Source organism: Streptomyces sp. SAS_272, from assembly GCF_052543235.1.
In genome coordinates this window covers 1-17,173 of the sequence record NZ_JBMNDR010000127.1, presented here as the reverse complement: position 1 = coordinate 17,173, position 17,173 = coordinate 1, and the positions used below count along the sequence as shown (strand labels likewise).

Sequence of the window (17,173 nt, the reverse complement as noted above, 5' to 3'; positions counted from 1 at the left end):
CCCCCCACGCCGAGACTCTCACCGCCCGCTGCGAGGGAGCCAAGACCCCAGCCCTCCTGGCCGGTGGGGGACTGGTACGCCTTACGGCGCGAGAGCATGAAATCGCGCTGCTCGCCTCACGGGGCATGCTGAGCAAGAACATCGCAGCCGCACTGACGATCTCCGTCCGTACGGTCGACAACCACCTGCAACGCATCTACGCCAAGCTCGGCGTAACCACCCGCCGGGAGCTGGCCGACCGACTCGTTGCCTGAAGCCTGTTTCGCGGCCCCGGGCTGTGGTCGCTCGGGGCCGACACTCCGCTGCGAAAAGGAGTGAGACGGAACAGGTACTTGGGGCAACCTTCTCACTGTCCGGGTGGACCAAGGTCACCGAGGGCGCAGGCTCCAGCGCCGCTGCGCTCGCCATGGTGTTCAAGCTCGTCGAGTCCGCCCAATCCCGCTGGCAAGAGCGTCAACGGAGCCCACCTGGTGCCGCTCGTCCGAGCGGGAGCCCGTTTCGAACGCGGGCCTCTGGTCGAGCACGCCGCGACCCTCACGGCCTGAGGAGAATGCCCCCATGACCGTCTCCGACACCTACGGCACCAACACGTACACGGCCCGCGAGCTGTCCACTCTCCTCGCCGATCACTTTGGCGTTGCCTTCACCGAACGCGAGAGCTTCTACCTGGGCATCTACTTCCTCGCCACCCTCGCGGACACCACCCGCATCCAGATCCAGCCGAACTCGATTCCGGGCGATGACGGCGAACGCGACCTCTACAGGGATGAGTACCCCAACGTGTCTGTCCTTCTCCTGGTCACCACACCGGACTCCGTCCCGACCCAATCCGACCTATCGGCCATCGAAGGACTCACCCGACTCAGAGCAACTCGACGCTGAGTCAATGACTCCGCCCACTGCACGGACCTGGGCCCGGCGCGGACGCACACCCGTCATCCGGGTCCGGGGACGATCCCAGCGCCGCTTCTCCATCGAAGCTCTGGCCTGCTACAAGCGCGGTGAACGCTCACGGCTGATTTACCGGCCCAAGCGGCATCTCGATCACAAGCGGGGCGACAGACGCAGTTTCACCTGGACCGACTACCGCTCAACGTCCACAAGGATCGCCGACTGCGGCAGTTCATCGACACCCACGACTGGATCACCTGCTACTTCCTGCCGGCCTACGCACCCGACCTCAACCCCGTCGAGGGCATCTGGTCCCTGCTGCGGCGCAGCAGCCAGGTCAACACCGCCTTCACCGACCCCGACCACCTCATCAGCACGTTCCGACACGGTCTCCGCCAGATCCAGTACCGCAGCAACCTCATCAACGGATGCCTCGCCGAAACCGGCTTCACTTTGACGACATCACGGCGACAACGTCAGTAGTCTTCGACGCTGGGAGCGTTCGCTGCGAGCATCGACGCGAGGGTCGTTCAATCCGCGCGAGGGGTCCGAGCCGCCTGATGACTCGGTCGTGCTGCCCTGAGCCAGTGCTCCTGCAGAGTGCGGACGGTCTCAGCGATCGCGGGGCGCTGGGCTGCCGTGGTGCGCCACAGCGCGTACAACCGCCGTACCGGCGTCGGGTCGAGCGCAACCTCCACTACCTCCGCAGGCAGCGGGCCGCGCCCCAGGCGTGGGATGAGGCAGATACCGAGACCGGCGGCAACGAGCGCCACCAAGGTCGGATTCTCGTCCGCCTGGTGAACGATCTCCGGCTCGTGTCCGGCCGTCCGCAGGGTCCGCACCAGCCATTCGTGACACACCCGGCCCGGCGGCTGGCACACCCACCGCTCACCGCCCAGGTCCTCGCGCCGCACCGAATCCCGTCCTGCGAATGGATGCCCTTGTGGCACCAGCAGCGCGCACTGGTCCTCCCCGATCACCGCCTGCTCCACCCCCGGCGGCAGTGGCAGCGGCGCGATGTCCCAGTCATGAACCACGCTCATGTCGACTGCCCCCTTGGCGACCATGCCGACGGACAGATGCGGGTCACTCTCGCTGAGCCGTGCATCCATCGCCGGATGCCGTACAGCCAGGTCAGCGAGGACCCCGGGTAGCAGTCCGCGCGCCGCCGACGCGAAGGCGGCGATGGTGAGGCGCCCGGCCGGCTTCCCGCGCCGCTGCTCCAACTCGCTCTCCGCCCGCTCCACGATGGCCAGCAACTCCCCTGTGACGGCGACGAGCTGATGCGCCTCGGGGGACAGCCGGACGCCACGCCCCTCCCGCTCGAGCAGCACAGTCTTGGTCTCCCGCTCCAGCTTGGCGATCTGCTGGGACACCGCGGACGGCGTGAAGCCCAGGGCGGAGGCAGCGGCGCCGACACCGCCGTGCACGGAGACGGCGTGCAGAGCGCGCAGCCGCTGAAGGTCAAGCATGAGAGCCTCCCGCCACGATTCGAGCGACACCAATTAGCATCACTTCATCCAACCATGCAGCAATCATCGCTGGTGCTTCATGGTCCCTCGGTGTGATTCTCGGCCCATGCCTCCTGCACACCTGGCTCTCGCCGTCCTTGTCGCCGCCGTCTGGGGCGCCAACTTCACCGTCATCGAGATCGCCCTCGGCCACTTCCCGCCCCTGCTCTTCTCCGCCCTGCGCTTCGTCGCCGCCGCGTTTCCTGCGGTGTTCCTGGTGGGCCGCCCCAGGGTCGCGTGGAAGTGGATCGTGGCCGTGGGGTTGATCCTGGGCGTGGCCAAGTTCGGGCTGCTGTTCGTGGCAATGGACACCGGGATGCCGGCCGGCCTGTCCTCATTGGTCCTCCAGATACAGGCGGTTTTCACGGCCATGATCGCCTTTGCCGTCCTGGGGGAACGCCCCTCGCGGCTGGGCGCGCTGGGCATGGCGGTTGCCCTGGCCGGGATCGCCGTTGCGGCGGTGGACGAGGGCACGTCGGGCCCGCTTGGGGCGTTCGCCTTGTGCATCGCAGCCGCTGCCTGCTGGGGCGCCTCCAATGTCCTGACCCGTAAGGCGGCCCCGCCGGACGCGCTGAACTTCATGGTCTGGGTTAGCACGGTCCCGGTACTTCCGCTGCTGGCTTTGTCCCTTTTGCTTGAGGGCCCATCGCGCGACCTGGCGGCGCTGCGCACCCTCGACTGGCAGGGCGCGGGCACAGTCCTCTACGTCGCCTGGATCACGACCGTGTTCGGCTTCGGCGCCTGGGGCTGGCTGCTGCGCCGCCACCCAGCATCCACAGTGGCCCCCTTCTCCCTCCTCGTCCCGGTCTTCGGGATGTCGTCAGCGGCCCTCTTCCTGGGCGAACCGGTGGGCGGGCTGCGCTGGTGCGCGGCGGTTCTACTGGTCGGCGGCGTGGCCCTGACCTCGCTCGCTCCCCGGCGCCCGGCACCCGTGACTCACCCCGGGGGCGTCCCGGCAGCGAAGGCGGCAGTTGGCCGATCGTGAGGGGCGGAGGACGGAACCGAATCCCTCGAAGCGAGGATCGAAAGCGCAGGGACATCACCCGTCCTGGAGAACTCCATAGGCGAGCCATGAGACTCTGCAAGGCGCAGGCTACCCTCCCCAAAAGACATCACTATGAGTAACCGCCGGTCGAGCCGAGTGCCGTTGACGACAGGCCGCGCGTATCTCCTCCCAAGGCCTAGGCTGACTTGCTGGTGGCGGTCAAGGTCCTCAGCAATTTGGCAGCGCGGACGAGTACCGGCAGGTGGCCCGGTTCGCCCGCGAGGCTGCAGTCGCCTGGCGGCCTGTCCCACCCGAACATCGTCACCGTGCACGACACCGGCTCCGCGATGCACGACGGGCGGCTGTATGCCTACCTGGTGATGGTGCTGCTTCGCGGAGAGCTTCTCAGTGTGGTGCTGGAGAGCGGACGGTTGCCTCTGCCCGAGGTGGTGCGCACGGCGGCCCGTGTCGCCGCCGCTGTGGGAAACCCGCCGCTGCCACCCGGTGGCGGGCCCAGTCGATGGGCCCGCCGTCTCTTCGGCAACCGACGTACGGGACGGGAGAGGACGAGGCTCCTCCGGTCCCGTGTTGGGCAGTACCGGGGGACGTCCGCAGTGCTTGCCTTTGCGTGCTGCGATGTCGAGTCCTTCGAGGGTGGATTTGCGGATGTTCTCCCGTTCGGTCTCCGCCATCGCGGCGAAGAACACAACGAGCAGGCGGCCGGGGTCGTACATCGGGTGTGAGTAGTTGAGGTGCAGGAAATCCCGATGAGAATGATCATGGGCCGTTATTCGCCCTTCACGTACTGGAACACCTGGGGTTCTGCCTTGCCCCTTTCACTCGCGATTACGCTGGATGGATGGCTGAATCGTTGTCTCCCGTGGTCACGGGCGTGGCTGCGGGTCGGTGGCGGTCGGGTGGGTGGTTCGCGGTGCGCTTGGGACGCCGCACGCTTGTGGACTCGGTGTACCTGCTGACCGCGCCGGTGAGTGCCACGTTCGGCCTGCTGCTGGTGCTCGGCGCCTTGTGTCTTGGCACGGTCGGTCTGCTGTTGCCGAGCGGGTCGCCGGTCAGGACCGGTGCTGCGGAACTGGCGCGGTGGCCCGCCGATGTGGAGCGGTGGCGGATCGCCCTGGTGCGCTCCCGGGTCGGCGAGGTGCGGGGCGCGCGTCGGCGACCGGGGCAGGCAGCCGCCGCGTCCGACCCGGGGCTGTGGCTGGACATGGCCCACACGGTGCTGGTGCTCCCCGTCGTTGTGGTCACGTCGGTGGTGACGGCGCTGTGGTGGTTCGTCGGCATGGCTGCCGTCACCTGTCCCCTGCGCAGCCCGTACGCGACCCCCGGGCCGCTGCAGCCGATGACCCTGTACGTGGGCGGTCCCCGATCCCACATCGCCTTGAGCCTGGGATTGACGTCACGGGACGAGCGGGTCACCTTCGCGGTCATGTTCGGCCTCCTCGTGCTGGCCACCCTGCCGCTGGTGACCCGCGCGTGCGTCGCCGCTCAGGCTGGGCTGGGGAAGGCACTGTTGTCCGACGTGTCGGCACTGCATCGCAGGATCAGCGGGCTGGAGCAGGAGCGGGACACCGCCCGCGCACAGACCCTTGCCGCGGTGACGGCCGAGGCGGTGGCCCTGCGCCGACTCGAACGCGACATTCACGACGGCCCCCAGCAGCGTCTGGTCCGTCTGGCGATGGAACTGGGCCGCGTCCAGCACCACTTCGACAGCAGGCCGGAAACCGCCCGGGAGGCACTCGCCGACGCGATCGTCCAGGCTCAGGAGACGCTGGAGGAGCTGCGGGCCCTGTCGCGCGGCATCGCCCCGCCGATCCTCGCCGACCGAGGTCTGCGAGCGGCGCTCTCCGCGCTGGCCGCACGCTGTGTCGTACCCACCGACCTCGACCTCGGCACTCTGAACCGCCGGCCGGAACCCGCAGTCGAGACGGCCGCGTATTTCGTGGTCGCCGAGGCCCTGACCAACGTGGCCAAACACAGTCACGCCCACCGGTGCGCCATCGGCATGCGCCACGGCGAGGGAATCCTGCGGGTCTGGGTGACGGACGACGGCCTGGGCGGCGCGGCTGTGGCCAAAGGACACGGCCTGCGGGGCCTGGACGACAGACTGCAGGCAGTCGGCGGTCGGCTGCGGATAGCCAGCCCCGGCGGCGGCCCGACGACGATCACCGGAGAACTGCCATGCCACTGACCTCGGCCGGAACAGCCCTGGGAACAGCCGCCGAAGCACCGCAGGATCACGCGCCCCGCCTTTCGCTGCGGATCGTCGTGGCCGATGACTCGGTGCTGCTGCGTGAAGGACTGGTCCGCCTGCTCACCGACGACGGCCATCAGGTGGTGGCTGCGGTCGGTGACGGTCCTGCCCTCGTCCAAGCAGTGCTCACCCACCGCCCGGACGTGTCGGTCGTCGATGTACGGATGCCGCCGACCCATACGGACGAGGGCCTGCGCGCGGCGATCAGCGCCCGCGCACAGCTGCCCGGCACCCCCGTACTGGTGCTCAGCCAGTACGTGGAGGTGTCCTACGCCGCCGAGCTGCTCGCGGACGGCTCCGGCGCGGTCGGTTACCTGCTGAAGGACCGGGTCGCCAGAGTCGAGGAGTTCCTGGACGCCCTGGACCGGGTCGCCCGTCGCGCGACGGTACTTGACCCCCAGGTCGTCTCCGAGCTGCTGGCCGGGCAGCGCCGCAATGCCCCGCTGGAGGCACTGACCGCACGTGAGCGGCAGCTCTTGGCCCTGATGGCCGAGGGCCATTCCAACACTGCCATCGCCCGGCAGCTGGCACTCTCCAACAGCGCGGTGGAGAAACACATCGGCAACGTCTTCGCCAAGCTCGGCCTGCCACCCGACGACACCCAGCACCGCCGGGTCCTCGCCGTCCTCGCCCACCTTCGCTCCTGATCCCGCCGATCCGATACGGGGCGCGTCACAAGCCGCCCTTGTAGAAGCCCAGGAGGGCCGGCGCCGGGTCTGCCGCAGTCCCCTTGTTGGCCAGCGCGATGACGATCACCATCAGCGCCAGCAGGGCCGAGAGCACACCGAACGACCTCATGGTGCGCCGCGTTCGCCCGTCGGACCTGTCCGCTGCGGCGAACCTCCTCCACGACAGCACGCTCAGGCCGACCAGGACGACCGCCACGATGGACGCCATCACGGCAAGCACCGCGTGGTACAGGCCGAAGTCGTCCACCATCACCTTGAGGGCGACGGCGTTCTGGCCGCTCGTGCTCGGGTAGTGGGCCAGGCCCTGCTTGATCTGATCGATCGCATCGGCGAGTTGGCCATGGGGTGCGCCGAGCGGGAGCAGCGAAGTCGCCGAGGAGAAGGGGGCCATCGCGCCTTGGACATTCGCCATCAGCGCCGCCAGCGACACCAGCGCAAGCACGCTGACGAGGATGGCAGCCGAGGCGAGGCCCCTGCCCCCGGCTCCGGGACCGCTGGACCTCAGGAACGCCTTCCCGAGCAGGACGCCCAGTGCGACGAACACGATCAGCAGGGCCGCGGCCAGGACGCCCTTGACCACGTGGAAGCGGAACCAGTAGTCGACAACCCGCTGCAGGTCCGGGGGGAATCCCTGGTCTCCGGACCTCCAGTACTTGACGAACGCCGGGCTCAGGGCGTCGATGAGGTTGCGCTGTTCGGAGAGGCCGCCGTCCGTTCCGATCGCCGCCAGCCTGCTCGGGGCGAGGACGAAGGCGGCGCCGAGTGCCACGGCGAGGGCGACGAGCACAGCCAGTGCCCGACCGGGCACCTCCGCTGATCGCGACAGGGCCTTATGAGTGCGCATGGAGGGTCCTTCGGCTCGATCGGGCATGGGAGGCAGCGCCCGAACCACGTGGTGGGCGGGCCCCTCGTCATGCCGATCACGATGTCGCGCCGTCGATCACCCGGTCACTGAGGTACGCCATCCATCTGGGGTGTGGCCTGCCACACCCCAGCCGAGCAGAACAGACTGGCCTCGGATCGTTGCCCCCGGTCCCGCCTTCCTCGCGCAGAGCCCGTGGTCACCAAGGGACCACTGCTCGGCCGGGACGGACATGCCCGGCCCGACCCGCACCAAGTGTCGGCCGCCGGTACATCGCCGATCAGGACTTCTCCTACGAGATCAGAGGCGGCTACGGCGAGGCCACCCTCGAATTCCGCAACCTCGACCTGGGCACTTACGAGGTGTGGCTCGGCGGCAAGACCGCGAAGACCGGCGGCGCCTGGTTCGAAGGCGTCGGCGAGGACGCCCACCGCTACTCACGCGTTCAAATACACCCCATCCGCCTCACCATCTCCAAGTAGCCGCGACCGCCGTTCCCGGACACCTGGCGGCTACTCGTGCGGGCTCTCGGTTTCGGCCGGGTCGCGCAGGGGCCGTCGACCGGGGGTCTGGGGGCGGAAGAAGGCGTAGCGGCCGAGGGCCGCTTTTGGCGTTCTACGTGATTGGTCTTCGTTCGCGAGGCTCCGGCCGGGAAGCAGCGCGTACTCAAGTGTGATCCGACTTCGTTGCGCACGTTGGTTGAGATTGGTGAGAATCTGTCTTGCGGCCACGGTGGACGCCCCTGCTCCCCAGTCTTTGTGATGGGGATCACTGCAATGGGTGCGGCTGGTCGGACAGGACGGTGCGTGGACATATCGCTACGCGCCCGGGTACGGGCCGGGGACCCGGCCGCATTCGGGCAGATCTTTGATGAGCACGCTCGTGTCGTATATCGGCACGCAGTGCGCTGGACCGGCGACTGGGCCGCTGCCGAGGACGTGGTGTCCCTGACGTTCCTGGAAGCCTGGCGGCTGAGGAAAAAGCTGCGCCCGGGCGAAGAGAGCCTCCGGCCGTGGCTGCTGGGGATCGCCACCAACGTATTGCGCAACACCGCCCGCGCCGCGCGTCGGCATCATAGGGCGCTGACCCAGCTGCCGCCGCGCGAGGTTGTGCCAGATTTCACGGAGGAGCTGGTGGGGCGGCTCGCCGACACCGAGCAGCTGGCCGCGGCCAAGGCCGCGCTCGGGCGGCTGCGGCCGGCGGAGCGGGAGGTGTTCGCCCTGTGCGTGTGGTCCGGACTGGAGCACGCAGCGGTGGCCGAAGCGCTGGGCGTGCCGGTCGGCACGGTCCGGTCCCGGCTGTCGCGGGCTCGCAGCCGTCTGCGGCAGCTCACGGAGCAGGAACTGGCCCGGGTTCCGAAAAACATGCAACGCGACTCTGCCAGCGGACAGATACCGAGTGACCGCGCATCCGCGGTCCGGTCGAAGCAGGAGAAGAACCGATGAATGCCACCCCGCACTCGCCGCAAAAGTCGGAACGTGAGGAGCTGTCCCGACTGTTGCCAGCAGCGGCGGATCCGGATCTTTCCAACGACCGTCACCGTCTGCTGAAGGAACATCTCATGAACCACGTACAAGAAGAGTCGCGGCTCACCGCAAGGCGTTGGCGGCTGGCCACGCGCGTCGTTGCTCCGCTGGCACTGGCGGCAGCCGTGGCCGGTGTCATGGTGAGTGTCGGCCAGCCGTCCGACAACAGCGACATGGCTAACATCGCGGCTGGCCCAGATCGGATCAGTAACGTGGCCTACACCCTGGACCGGGAGTCCAACAGCACTGTGAAGATGAGCCTGCGGGTCAAGGGAGGGGAGATGAAGTGCGTCAATGGCAAGTGCACTGTCCCCGGCGAGGCCTGGCCCGGGCAGACGCGGGTGGTGGCGGACCCCGCCAAGTTGCAGCACGATCTGGACCGCATGGGTGTGACCGCCCGGGTCTACCGCGATGACCCCACCTGCTCCATCGCCCAGAAGGACCTCAACCGGGACAAGGAGGCAAGCGGGGCCGCAGTAGGCAAGGTTGAACGCGTGAATGACCGGCTGGTCGCAACCATTCACCGGGACAAGATTCCCAACGGATCCACCCTCGTGGTCGTCCTGCCGTCCGGTGAAGGCAAGTATCAGGGGCTTTTCGGTACGGATGTCCTCAAGGGCGACCTTCCGTCCTGCTACCGCAGCCAGAAGGCGGAACTGCCCTAACACAGGACCATGCCCTGGTCGGTATCCCAGGTAAACACCGCTCACCACAGCACCGGCCCCTGTGCGTGTAACACAGGCCTCCCCACCTGCCTTGCGCCGTTTGAGTGGTGGGCTGCCACAGAGCCGATGTCACCGCACCCACGACGGCGAGCGCGAGCACTACACACTGCCGACAATCGCATCGACCTGGTCCAGACTCTGAGGCCAGGGGCGGTATCTCGCAGCTGCTTTGGCCGCCGCTGTCTCGGGTCACGTCCCGCCGAGTGGGGGTGTAGCCGGTCAGGCTTTGCGGCTCTGGGTCGCGCCTGTGATGTGCCTGGTACCCGGGTGCCGAGCTGCCCCTGCCTGACCGGCTCGCGCAGCGGCGCGTAGCTTTCGGCCGCGCCGACCGATCACATGCCTTTTCGGACCGGCGCGGTCCCGAGGGCTACGCCACTCGGCGGGACGACATCCCGTCTCGGGCATCGTCCGCCCACCAGGACCCAAGTGCGGAATCTGACCTCATCATGCCTCGGCAGGTGCTGTCGACGTGCCCGGAAACGCCTCATCGTAAGGACAAGAAGTGACCCATCGTAGAAAAAGAGCCCGCGTCGCCGCGGCAGCGTCCGTGGCCGCCGCGGTGGCCATGGGCCTGGCGGCGGGAACGACTGGCTCGCCGTCAGCGGCGGCTGCCGCCCCAGCCGCCCCCGGCAACGGCAACGGCAAGAGCGCAGGTGCCGTCCGGCACTGGGTGACGCTGATCACCGGTGACAGGGTCGGTGTGAACGCTGAGGGCCGCCCGGTCACCGTTCAACAGCCCGAAGGGCGCAAGAACGTACCTGTCAGGATGCGCCATTCGAACGGCCACAGTTACGCCGTCCCGCTCGATGCCCAGCGCCTGATCGCCCGGGGCAAGCTGGATGAGCGGCTGTTCGACGTTACCCTGCTCAGCCGCCCCGAGTACCGCACATCGCAGCGAGATGGTCTCAAGGTGATCGTCGACTACACCGGTGCCCGCCCGGCCGCGAAGACAGACGTGCGGGGGGCCGGCGGCACCGAAGTCCGCCGCACCCTTCCCCGACTGAACGCCGAGGCCGTCAGTATCCCGCAAGGCAACGCCTCTGACATGTGGGAAGCCGTCACCGACCAAGCAGCCGGCGGCTCCGCATACCGCACCGCCGCCTCCGGTATCAACAAGGTGTGGCTGGACGGCATACGCCGGGCAGCCCTCGACACCAGCGTGCCCCAGATCGGCGCCCCCGCCGCCTGGAGCGCCGGGTACACCGGCCAGGGCGTGAAGATCGCCGTGCTCGACACCGGTGTCGACGAGACCCACCCCGACCTGGCCGGTCGGCAGATCGCCGAGAAAAACTTCTCCACAGCGCAGACGGCGAAGGACGCCAACGGCCATGGCACGCACGTGGCGTCCACTACGGCGGGCAGCGGGGCCAAGTCTGCGGGCAAGTACAAGGGTGTCGCGCCCGACGCCGGGCTCCTCGACGGCAAGGTCCTCAACGACCGCGGCGTCGGCGACGACTCCGGCGTCCTGGCCGGTATGGAGTGGGCTGTGGCGCAGGGCGCCGACATCGTCAATCTGAGCCTTGGCGGCCCGGACACCCCGGGCATCGACCCCGTTGAGGAGGCCGTGAACAGGCTCTCCGCCGATAAGGGGGTCCTGTTCGTCATGGCTTCCGGCAACGCGGGGGAAGCCGGTGACCGTACGGTCGGCTCGCCCGGCAGCGCGGACGCCGCGCTCACTGTCGGTGCCGTCGACGGTAAGGACGCACTCGCCGGCTCCTCCAGCCGCGGTCCGCGTGTCGGCGATAGCGCCGTCAAGCCTGATGTCACCGCTCCGGGCGTCGCTATCACCGCGGCTGCTGCCCCTGAGAGCCGCCTGGCGCAGCAGGTGGGCGAAAAGCCCGCCGGTTACCTGACCATCAGCGGCACGTCCATGGCAACCCCGCACGTCACGGGTGCAGCTGCGCTGTTGAAGCAGCAGCACCCCAACTGGCGGGGCGAGCGCATCAAGTCAGTGCTGACCGGTTCCGCCAAGGGTGGCCCCTACAGCGTCTTCGAGCAGGGCAGCGGCCGGGTCGATGTGGCCAAGGCCATCCAGCAGACTGTCTTCACCGAGGGCCCGGTCTCCCTCTCCTTCGGCAAGCAGGCCTGGCCGCACACCGACGACACACCGGTGACCAGGAAGATCGTCTACCGCAATACCGGCGCCACGGACGTCACCCTGGACCTGTCTGTTACATCAACCGGCCCGTCCGGCGCTGCGGCATCGGTCGGCTTCTTCGCTCTCTCGGCCGACCACGTCACCGTCCCGGCGGGCGGCACAGCCGAGGTTGAACTCAGCGCCGACACCCGGATCGGCACACAGGACGGCCTCTACAGCGCATACGTCACTGCCACCGGCGGTGGTCAGAGCGTCCGTACCGCGGCCGGGGCGGAACGCGAGATCGAATCCTACGACCTGACGCTCAAGCACATCGGACGCAACGGCCAGCCCACTCAGCAGTACATCACCACCTTGACCGGTGTCAGCGGGCTCGCCGCGAACACCTCGCGCGAAGCCGCCGAAGGACCCGACACGCTCACCCTGCGGCTGCCCAAGGGCAGCTACCTGCTGGACTCCACCCTCGTCAATGACATCAACGACCCCGCCAAGGGCATGGACTCCCTCATCCGGCCCAAGCTGAACCTCACCAAGAACACCACCGTGACACTCGACGCGCGCATGGCCAAGGCCGTGAACATCACGGTGCCGGACAGTCACGCGAAGTCCGTGCTCGGCGACTTCGCCTACGACTATCACAACCACGGCTTCGGCCTGCTCATGAAGTCATTCAAGAACTTCAGGACCGCGCACCTCGGTGCCCCGGTCACCGACGGCTCCCTCTACCAGCAGTGGAACGCGCACTTCACCAGCGGCGCCAAGACCCAGTACGACCTCACGTACGGAAAAAAGGTGGCCACGCTAGCCACCGGCTACACCAAGAAGGCCAAGGCATCTGAGCTGGCGACGGTCACCTTGGGCCTTGGTGGACCTGCGCAGGGCAAGACCGGCGCAGTCAGCGCCCTGGGCGTCCCGGCAGGCAGCAGCAGCGGTATCGCGCCCATGAACCACCAAACCCTGCCGGGCAAGCGCACGCTGTACCTGTCCACGGCCGACGGCGTGAAATGGGGCATCGATTTCATGCAGCTCGGTGAGGCCGATGCGACCGGAGCCATCCGCACGGAGACCATGTACGGGACGGGCAGCACCCGGAGCTACAAGGCCGGCAAGACCTACAGCAAGACCTTCAACACCGGCGTCTTCAGCCCCGTGGTCACCGGGAACAGCCGCATTCACCGCACGGCCAACCAGATCTCCGCCTCCATCCCCCTCCTCGCCGACAGCGCCGGCCGCATACCCGGATTCACCCAGTACACGTCCGGCAAGACGGTGCTCTACCGCAATGGCACCAAGATCGGCGAAGCCGCCACACCCACGATGACGGGCAAGGCGGTCTTCAATGTGCCCGCAGCCCAGGCGAAGTACCTGCTGACCACCACCGTCACACGCAGCACCAAGATATCCAGGGTCTCTACTCGTATCGACGCGTCCTGGACCTTTACCTCGAAGAAGGTGAGCCAGGCGGCCATGCCGATCTCCACTGTGATGTTCCGGCCCGTGCTGGGCCTCGATTCCACCGCCAAGGCGAACGCCATCGCCAAGATCCCTGTCACGGTGGCAGGCACGGCTGCCGAGAAGGGAAGCCTGAAGTCCCTGACCGTGCACGCCTCCTATGACGGCGGCAAGACTTGGAAGAATCTGACCATAAAGGCCGGGAAGGTGACAGTGAAGAACCCGGCGGTCGGTAAGGGCATCTCCTTCAAGGCGACAGTGACCGACAAGAACGGCAACAAGGCCTCGGTGAAGATCTTCAACGCCTACCACGGCAAGTAGCCACCCCCGTCCCCCGCTGCAGCTGTTGCCCGCCGGAGCGCATCAAACCCGGCGGGCCACAGACATGCGACTGAGGTCAGAGGCAGGAGTCCGGAACCGGGACCAAACGAGTGGCTCTGTTCGTAGTCGGTGGTGACGGGCTTCGTTGATGTTGTACGCGAGATGTCAACTCCCCTGTGGCAACGGTATTTTCAGGTCGGCGCTGGTCATCGAGGATGTGGCGGACGGCGGTGAGATGATCCGGGTCTTGGCCCGGACCCGGGATACTCCCTTTCCCTGCCCGATGTGCGGGGTCCCGACGGGGAAGGTGCACGGATACCACGTCCGGACCGTTGCGGATGTGCCGGTCGATGGCCGCCGGGTCGTGGTCAACGTCCGGGTACGACGCCTGGTCTGTCCGGTCCTGGGCTGTCGACGGCAGATCTTCCGCGAGCGAGTCCCTGGGCTGATCGAGCGCCTTCCGCGCCGCACCACGCGTCTGACCAGCCAGGTCTCGGGCGTGGTTGAAGAGTTATGCGCCCGGGCTGGCTCCCCGGTTCACCCGGTTACTGGCCGTGCCCGTATCGTTCGCCACCGCCCTGCGGGTGCTGCGGGGAATTCCCCCGCCGACGCTACGGATCCCGAGGGTGATCGGGGTCGATGACTTCGCCCTGCGCCGCCGTCCCCGGTACCCCACGATCATCGTCGATGCCGAGACCGGGGTACGCGTCGTCCCCAAACCTGCGAACCGAGCCGGGTGATCAGTTCCAGCGACGCCAGCGGGGTCTGCCAGGCTTCTGGATCTGCAGATTGACGTGGCCTGCTTCGACAGCGTGGGGCGTCCGGCCGACCCGCCGCTTCACCATCGCGTGCAACGCCAAGGGAGCGCTGGTGGCCGCCACATTGCGGTCGGAGCCCCTGGCCTTCGAGTGGTCGAGTCGCCGAACCGCAGAACATGGGCAGTGCCACGCGTGTCGCCCAAAGCCAGCCGTCGCTGGGCCTGTGCACCTTCGACCTGCCCTGCCTGTCGAGCGCGGAGCCCGACTCATTCGCCGTCACGGCCTTCGCCCTCATCGCCGAGGCCGGTACCTGCCGTGTGCGGGAGAACGGGACTGGCGGTGATCTCCGGGCATGCAGATCCGGGGTCCGGCAAATCTCGGTCTCGGTGACCTGTCGGGACGCGTCCACCACCGAGGGCTGGCTGCCCGCTCCGATACGTGGGGGCGGGCAGCTGGCTTCTGCATCGTTGCACCTTCGCCCACAACTGGGATGGCCCGCATGCCCGGTCCCTGGGGGCCGATTAGAGCAGCGAGCGTGCTCTCCCAGCAACTGGCCGTGTGAGCAGGAATGTTGAGCCGATGGCGATGTACGCGGGCCTGGCTCCTGCGACCAGGAGTTCGGGATCCTCGATCCGCGGTGAACAGCCTGCCCGACGCGGCAACAAACAGCTGAAGCGGACCTTCTTCCTGTCCGCGTTCGCCGCCCTCGCCGACCCGGCATCGAGGGCCTACTACGACAAGAAAATCGCCCAAGGCAAGCACCACACTCAGGCCTTGCTCTGCCTCGCCCGCCGTCGGGCCGACGTGCTCTTTGCGATGCTCCGCGATGGCACCTTCTACGAACCGCAGCTGGCGTCCGTGGTCAGCTGACCGGCGGTTCAGCCGAGAGAACGACCCGATCGGCTTCCACATCGAATCCGAGCACCGGATGCCCGCAGTCGCCCTCCGGATCCATCAGCACCGGCTTGGCCAGCCGACGCCCGATCGCCCGCAGGAAGTCGCAGAACACATCGAGTCGCTCCTGGCCTTGCAGCTCCCGCAGATCAACGTCGAAGTCGATTTCCTCCGCAGCATGGAAGCGGAAGATCGCCAGCACATCGGCTGTCGGCCAAACTCGCAGGTCCGGGCACTCGGCATCAGCCGGGCGGGGCAACACTGTTTCTGCCCGGGGCATCGGCATCACGACCTCGCCCTCGGAGGACTGACACTGCCAGCCGCTCGCGCTGATCAGGTCGAGGACCGCCTGCCAGTCCTCTACCGAGGCGTCAGGGACACGCACGTCCGGCAGCGACCCCATCTCATCAAGGTCGAAGAAGTACTCGACGTCATCCCATAGCAGGTCAGGCACCCCGCCATGCTGCCCGGCACCGATCCTCAACGCAGCCAATTTCCTTGACGAAACCCATAGGGGCACCCCCCGCGCCGAAAACCATCCGTGCCCCACTGCGGGGAGCGGGCGGTCACCATGGGACGTGCCGGTAATCCTTGAGAAAGACACCGTGCATGGGTGCGCCGGTTTGTCCTTGGACGATGGGGTGGTATATGCGGGCGGCACCGTCGACGATGTCCAGCGGCGGACGCCATCCAGAGGCGGCGTGCCGTTCCCGAGCGGGGAGGGGCTTTTCGTCGGTGACCCAGCCGGTGTCGACGCTGCAGGTGTAGATTCCGCGGGCGGCCAGGTCGTCGGCACTGGTGCGCGTGAGCATGTTCAATGCGGCTTTGGCCATGTTGGTGTGCGGGTGGTCGCTGGTCTTGTTACGAACGGTGAACTGGCCTTCGACGGCGGAGACATTGATCAGGTAACGGTGTGGGTGCGGGGAGCCATCCAGCAGGGGCAGCAAGCGGTCGGCGAGCAGGAACGGTGCGATGGTATTGACCAGCTGGACTTCCAGCAGCTCAACCGGGTCGACCTGTCCCAGCCGTAGTGTCCAGGAGTTGGCGGCGGCCAGCTCGGGCAGCAGGCCCGCCTCGTCGACGGCCTTCTGCGGCAGCGGGGCGGGCACCGAGGCGACAGCCGTGTGGGCGGTGCTGGCCAGGGCGTAGCGTGCCTCGGCCCGGGGGGTGAGTTCTGCCGCCCAGGGCAGGGGTGCAGTGCGGGGGCCGGGCACCGAGAATCCAGGAGCGGTCCAGATCTGAGCCGTGGGGAGCGCGGTCTGGGTGGTCTCGGCGGCGGCCAGCGCGGCGTAGGCATGAGGAGAGCGGCGCAGGGTCTGGGCCGCGTTGTTGATCAGAATGTCCAGGGGTAGGCCTTGGGAGAGCAGATGGTCGGTGAAGGCGAGGACCTGCCCTGGGACGCGCAGGTCCAGAGCGGCGATCTGCAGCCGGTGCCACCAGTCGGCGGCACCGGGCGCTGCGGCGAAGCGGCGTACCGCGTCTTGGGGGAAGCGGGTGGTCACGGTGAGCTCGGCTCCGTCGCGTAGAAGCATTAGCGCGGCCTGGTAACCGATCTTGACGCGTCCGCCGGTCAGCAGCGCACGCCGGCCGGTCAGGTCGGTGCGGGCCGTGCGGCGGGCGAAGTTCTCGTCGGCGCACTGGGGGCAGAGCAGGTGGTAGAAGTGGTGGACCTGCCGATAGTGGTTCTTGCATACGTAGCAGCGTTGCGGGCGATTCAGCAGTCGTGGCTGTCCAGCTCTGTCCGGCGCCCGGCGCTCTGCATCAGGTCGGGGCTGAAGCTGGATGTAGTCCCGAATGGTCAGGCCTCGTCTGGGTCGGGTGTCGGTGGGCAGCGCAGTGTCCATGGTGCGGTCGGGGGCACCGGTTGCGGTGGCGGCGAGTAGTTTCGCGTCGGCTGCTGCGCGATCGGCGCGTGCCTGAGCGCGGCGTCGATGCCGTCCGTCGCGGACGAGGTCGCTGGCGGCCTGTTCCAGCAGGCGGCGCTGGACATCATCTACCGGTAGTTGCCGTGCCCGGTGTAGCAGGTCTAGCCTCCCGCTTTCACCAAGCGGGGCGTCCGAGGCTTGATCAAATAAGCGGAGAGTGCTCCTGACCTGCAACGATGGGACTTGTCTAGGGTCCTGTTGGCTGCACGGGAAGAAGCACTCTCCAGGTGAAGAAGCGTATCGGGTCCTACCCGCGTGTCCGTACCG

At 67.7% G+C, this 17,173-nt stretch carries 14 protein-coding genes and 3 pseudogenes; 13 read left to right on the top strand and 4 right to left on the bottom strand.

What is annotated here, in order from left to right:
* The 4 genes and pseudogenes from ACN6LD_RS39195 to ACN6LD_RS39180 form a co-directional block, all read left to right on the top strand.
* Positions 1-254 (top strand): helix-turn-helix domain-containing protein (locus tag ACN6LD_RS39195; protein WP_445045641.1); only part of this gene is annotated, 254 nt, incomplete at its 5' end.
* Positions 255-361: 107 nt separating this feature from the next.
* Positions 362-545, top strand: a pseudogene (locus ACN6LD_RS39190) (IS256 family transposase); the annotation flags it as partial.
* Positions 546-558: 13 nt separating this feature from the next.
* On the top strand, positions 559-882 hold the full coding sequence (locus ACN6LD_RS39185; protein WP_445045640.1) for a hypothetical protein: 324 nt from the start codon (positions 559-561) through the stop codon (positions 880-882).
* A gap of 1 nt (position 883) precedes the next feature.
* Positions 884-1,374 (top strand): annotated as a pseudogene (locus ACN6LD_RS39180) (transposase); the annotation flags it as partial.
* Between the two features lie 47 nt (positions 1,375-1,421).
* Here ACN6LD_RS39180 and ACN6LD_RS39175 read toward each other — a convergent pair.
* Positions 1,422-2,363, bottom strand: coding sequence for a LysR family transcriptional regulator (locus tag ACN6LD_RS39175; protein ID WP_445045639.1), 942 nt, complete (start codon positions 2,361-2,363; stop codon positions 1,422-1,424).
* Positions 2,364-2,469: 106 nt separating this feature from the next.
* On the opposite strand from ACN6LD_RS39175, the gene ACN6LD_RS39170 reads away from it, so the two are divergent.
* The 3 genes from ACN6LD_RS39170 to ACN6LD_RS39160 all read left to right on the top strand — a co-directional run bounded on the left by ACN6LD_RS39170 (position 2,470) and on the right by ACN6LD_RS39160 (position 6,303).
* On the top strand, positions 2,470-3,387 hold the full coding sequence (locus ACN6LD_RS39170; RefSeq protein ID WP_445045638.1) for an EamA family transporter: 918 nt from the start codon (positions 2,470-2,472) through the stop codon (positions 3,385-3,387).
* Positions 3,388-4,246: 859 nt separating this feature from the next.
* Positions 4,247-5,593, top strand: a complete 1,347-nt coding sequence (locus ACN6LD_RS39165; protein WP_445045637.1) for a sensor domain-containing protein — start codon at positions 4,247-4,249, stop codon at positions 5,591-5,593.
* Positions 5,594-5,658: 65 nt separating this feature from the next.
* Positions 5,659-6,303 carry a response regulator transcription factor gene (locus tag ACN6LD_RS39160; protein ID WP_445045643.1) on the top strand — a complete coding sequence of 215 codons (645 nt, stop codon included), beginning with the start codon at positions 5,659-5,661 and terminating at the stop codon, positions 6,301-6,303.
* Between the two features lie 25 nt (positions 6,304-6,328).
* Here ACN6LD_RS39160 and ACN6LD_RS39155 read toward each other — a convergent pair whose 3' ends face one another.
* Positions 6,329-7,189 carry a hypothetical protein gene (locus ACN6LD_RS39155; protein WP_445045636.1) on the bottom strand — a complete coding sequence of 287 codons (861 nt, stop codon included), beginning with the start codon at positions 7,187-7,189 and terminating at the stop codon, positions 6,329-6,331.
* 179 nt (positions 7,190-7,368) lie between these two features.
* Between ACN6LD_RS39155 and ACN6LD_RS39150 the strand changes: the two genes are divergently transcribed.
* The 6 genes and pseudogenes from ACN6LD_RS39150 to ACN6LD_RS39125 all read left to right on the top strand — a co-directional run bounded on the left by ACN6LD_RS39150 (position 7,369) and on the right by ACN6LD_RS39125 (position 14,957).
* Complete coding sequence (locus tag ACN6LD_RS39150; RefSeq protein WP_445045635.1) at positions 7,369-7,689, top strand: hypothetical protein; 321 nt, start codon at positions 7,369-7,371, stop codon at positions 7,687-7,689.
* A 294-nt stretch (positions 7,690-7,983) separates the two neighbouring features.
* Entirely contained in the window at positions 7,984-8,652 is a 669-nt protein-coding gene (locus ACN6LD_RS39145) for an RNA polymerase sigma factor (RefSeq protein WP_445045642.1), read from the top strand.
* Complete coding sequence (locus ACN6LD_RS39140) at positions 8,649-9,398, top strand: hypothetical protein (protein ID WP_445045634.1); 750 nt, start codon at positions 8,649-8,651, stop codon at positions 9,396-9,398. Before ACN6LD_RS39145 ends, ACN6LD_RS39140 begins: the two co-directional genes overlap by 4 nt.
* Positions 9,399-9,960: 562 nt before the next feature.
* Positions 9,961-13,329 (top strand): S8 family peptidase, encoded by a 3,369-nt coding sequence (locus tag ACN6LD_RS39135; protein WP_445045633.1) that lies wholly within the window; start codon positions 9,961-9,963, stop codon positions 13,327-13,329.
* A 176-nt stretch (positions 13,330-13,505) separates the two neighbouring features.
* Positions 13,506-14,063: pseudogene (locus tag ACN6LD_RS39130) on the top strand (transposase family protein); the annotation flags it as partial.
* A 582-nt stretch (positions 14,064-14,645) separates the two neighbouring features.
* Positions 14,646-14,957, top strand: coding sequence for a transposase (locus ACN6LD_RS39125; RefSeq protein WP_445045632.1), 312 nt, complete (start codon positions 14,646-14,648; stop codon positions 14,955-14,957).
* Here ACN6LD_RS39125 and ACN6LD_RS39120 read toward each other — a convergent pair.
* The gene (locus ACN6LD_RS39120) at positions 14,950-15,435 is read right to left on the bottom strand and encodes a hypothetical protein (protein ID WP_445045631.1); all 486 of its coding nucleotides are present in this window, start codon (positions 15,433-15,435) and stop codon (positions 14,950-14,952) included. The two genes, ACN6LD_RS39125 and ACN6LD_RS39120, sit on opposite strands and share 8 nt — an antisense overlap.
* A 112-nt stretch (positions 15,436-15,547) precedes the next feature.
* Complete coding sequence (locus tag ACN6LD_RS39115; RefSeq protein ID WP_445045630.1) at positions 15,548-16,825, bottom strand: SDR family NAD(P)-dependent oxidoreductase; 1,278 nt, start codon at positions 16,823-16,825, stop codon at positions 15,548-15,550.
* Positions 16,826-17,173: the final 348 nt, after the last annotated feature.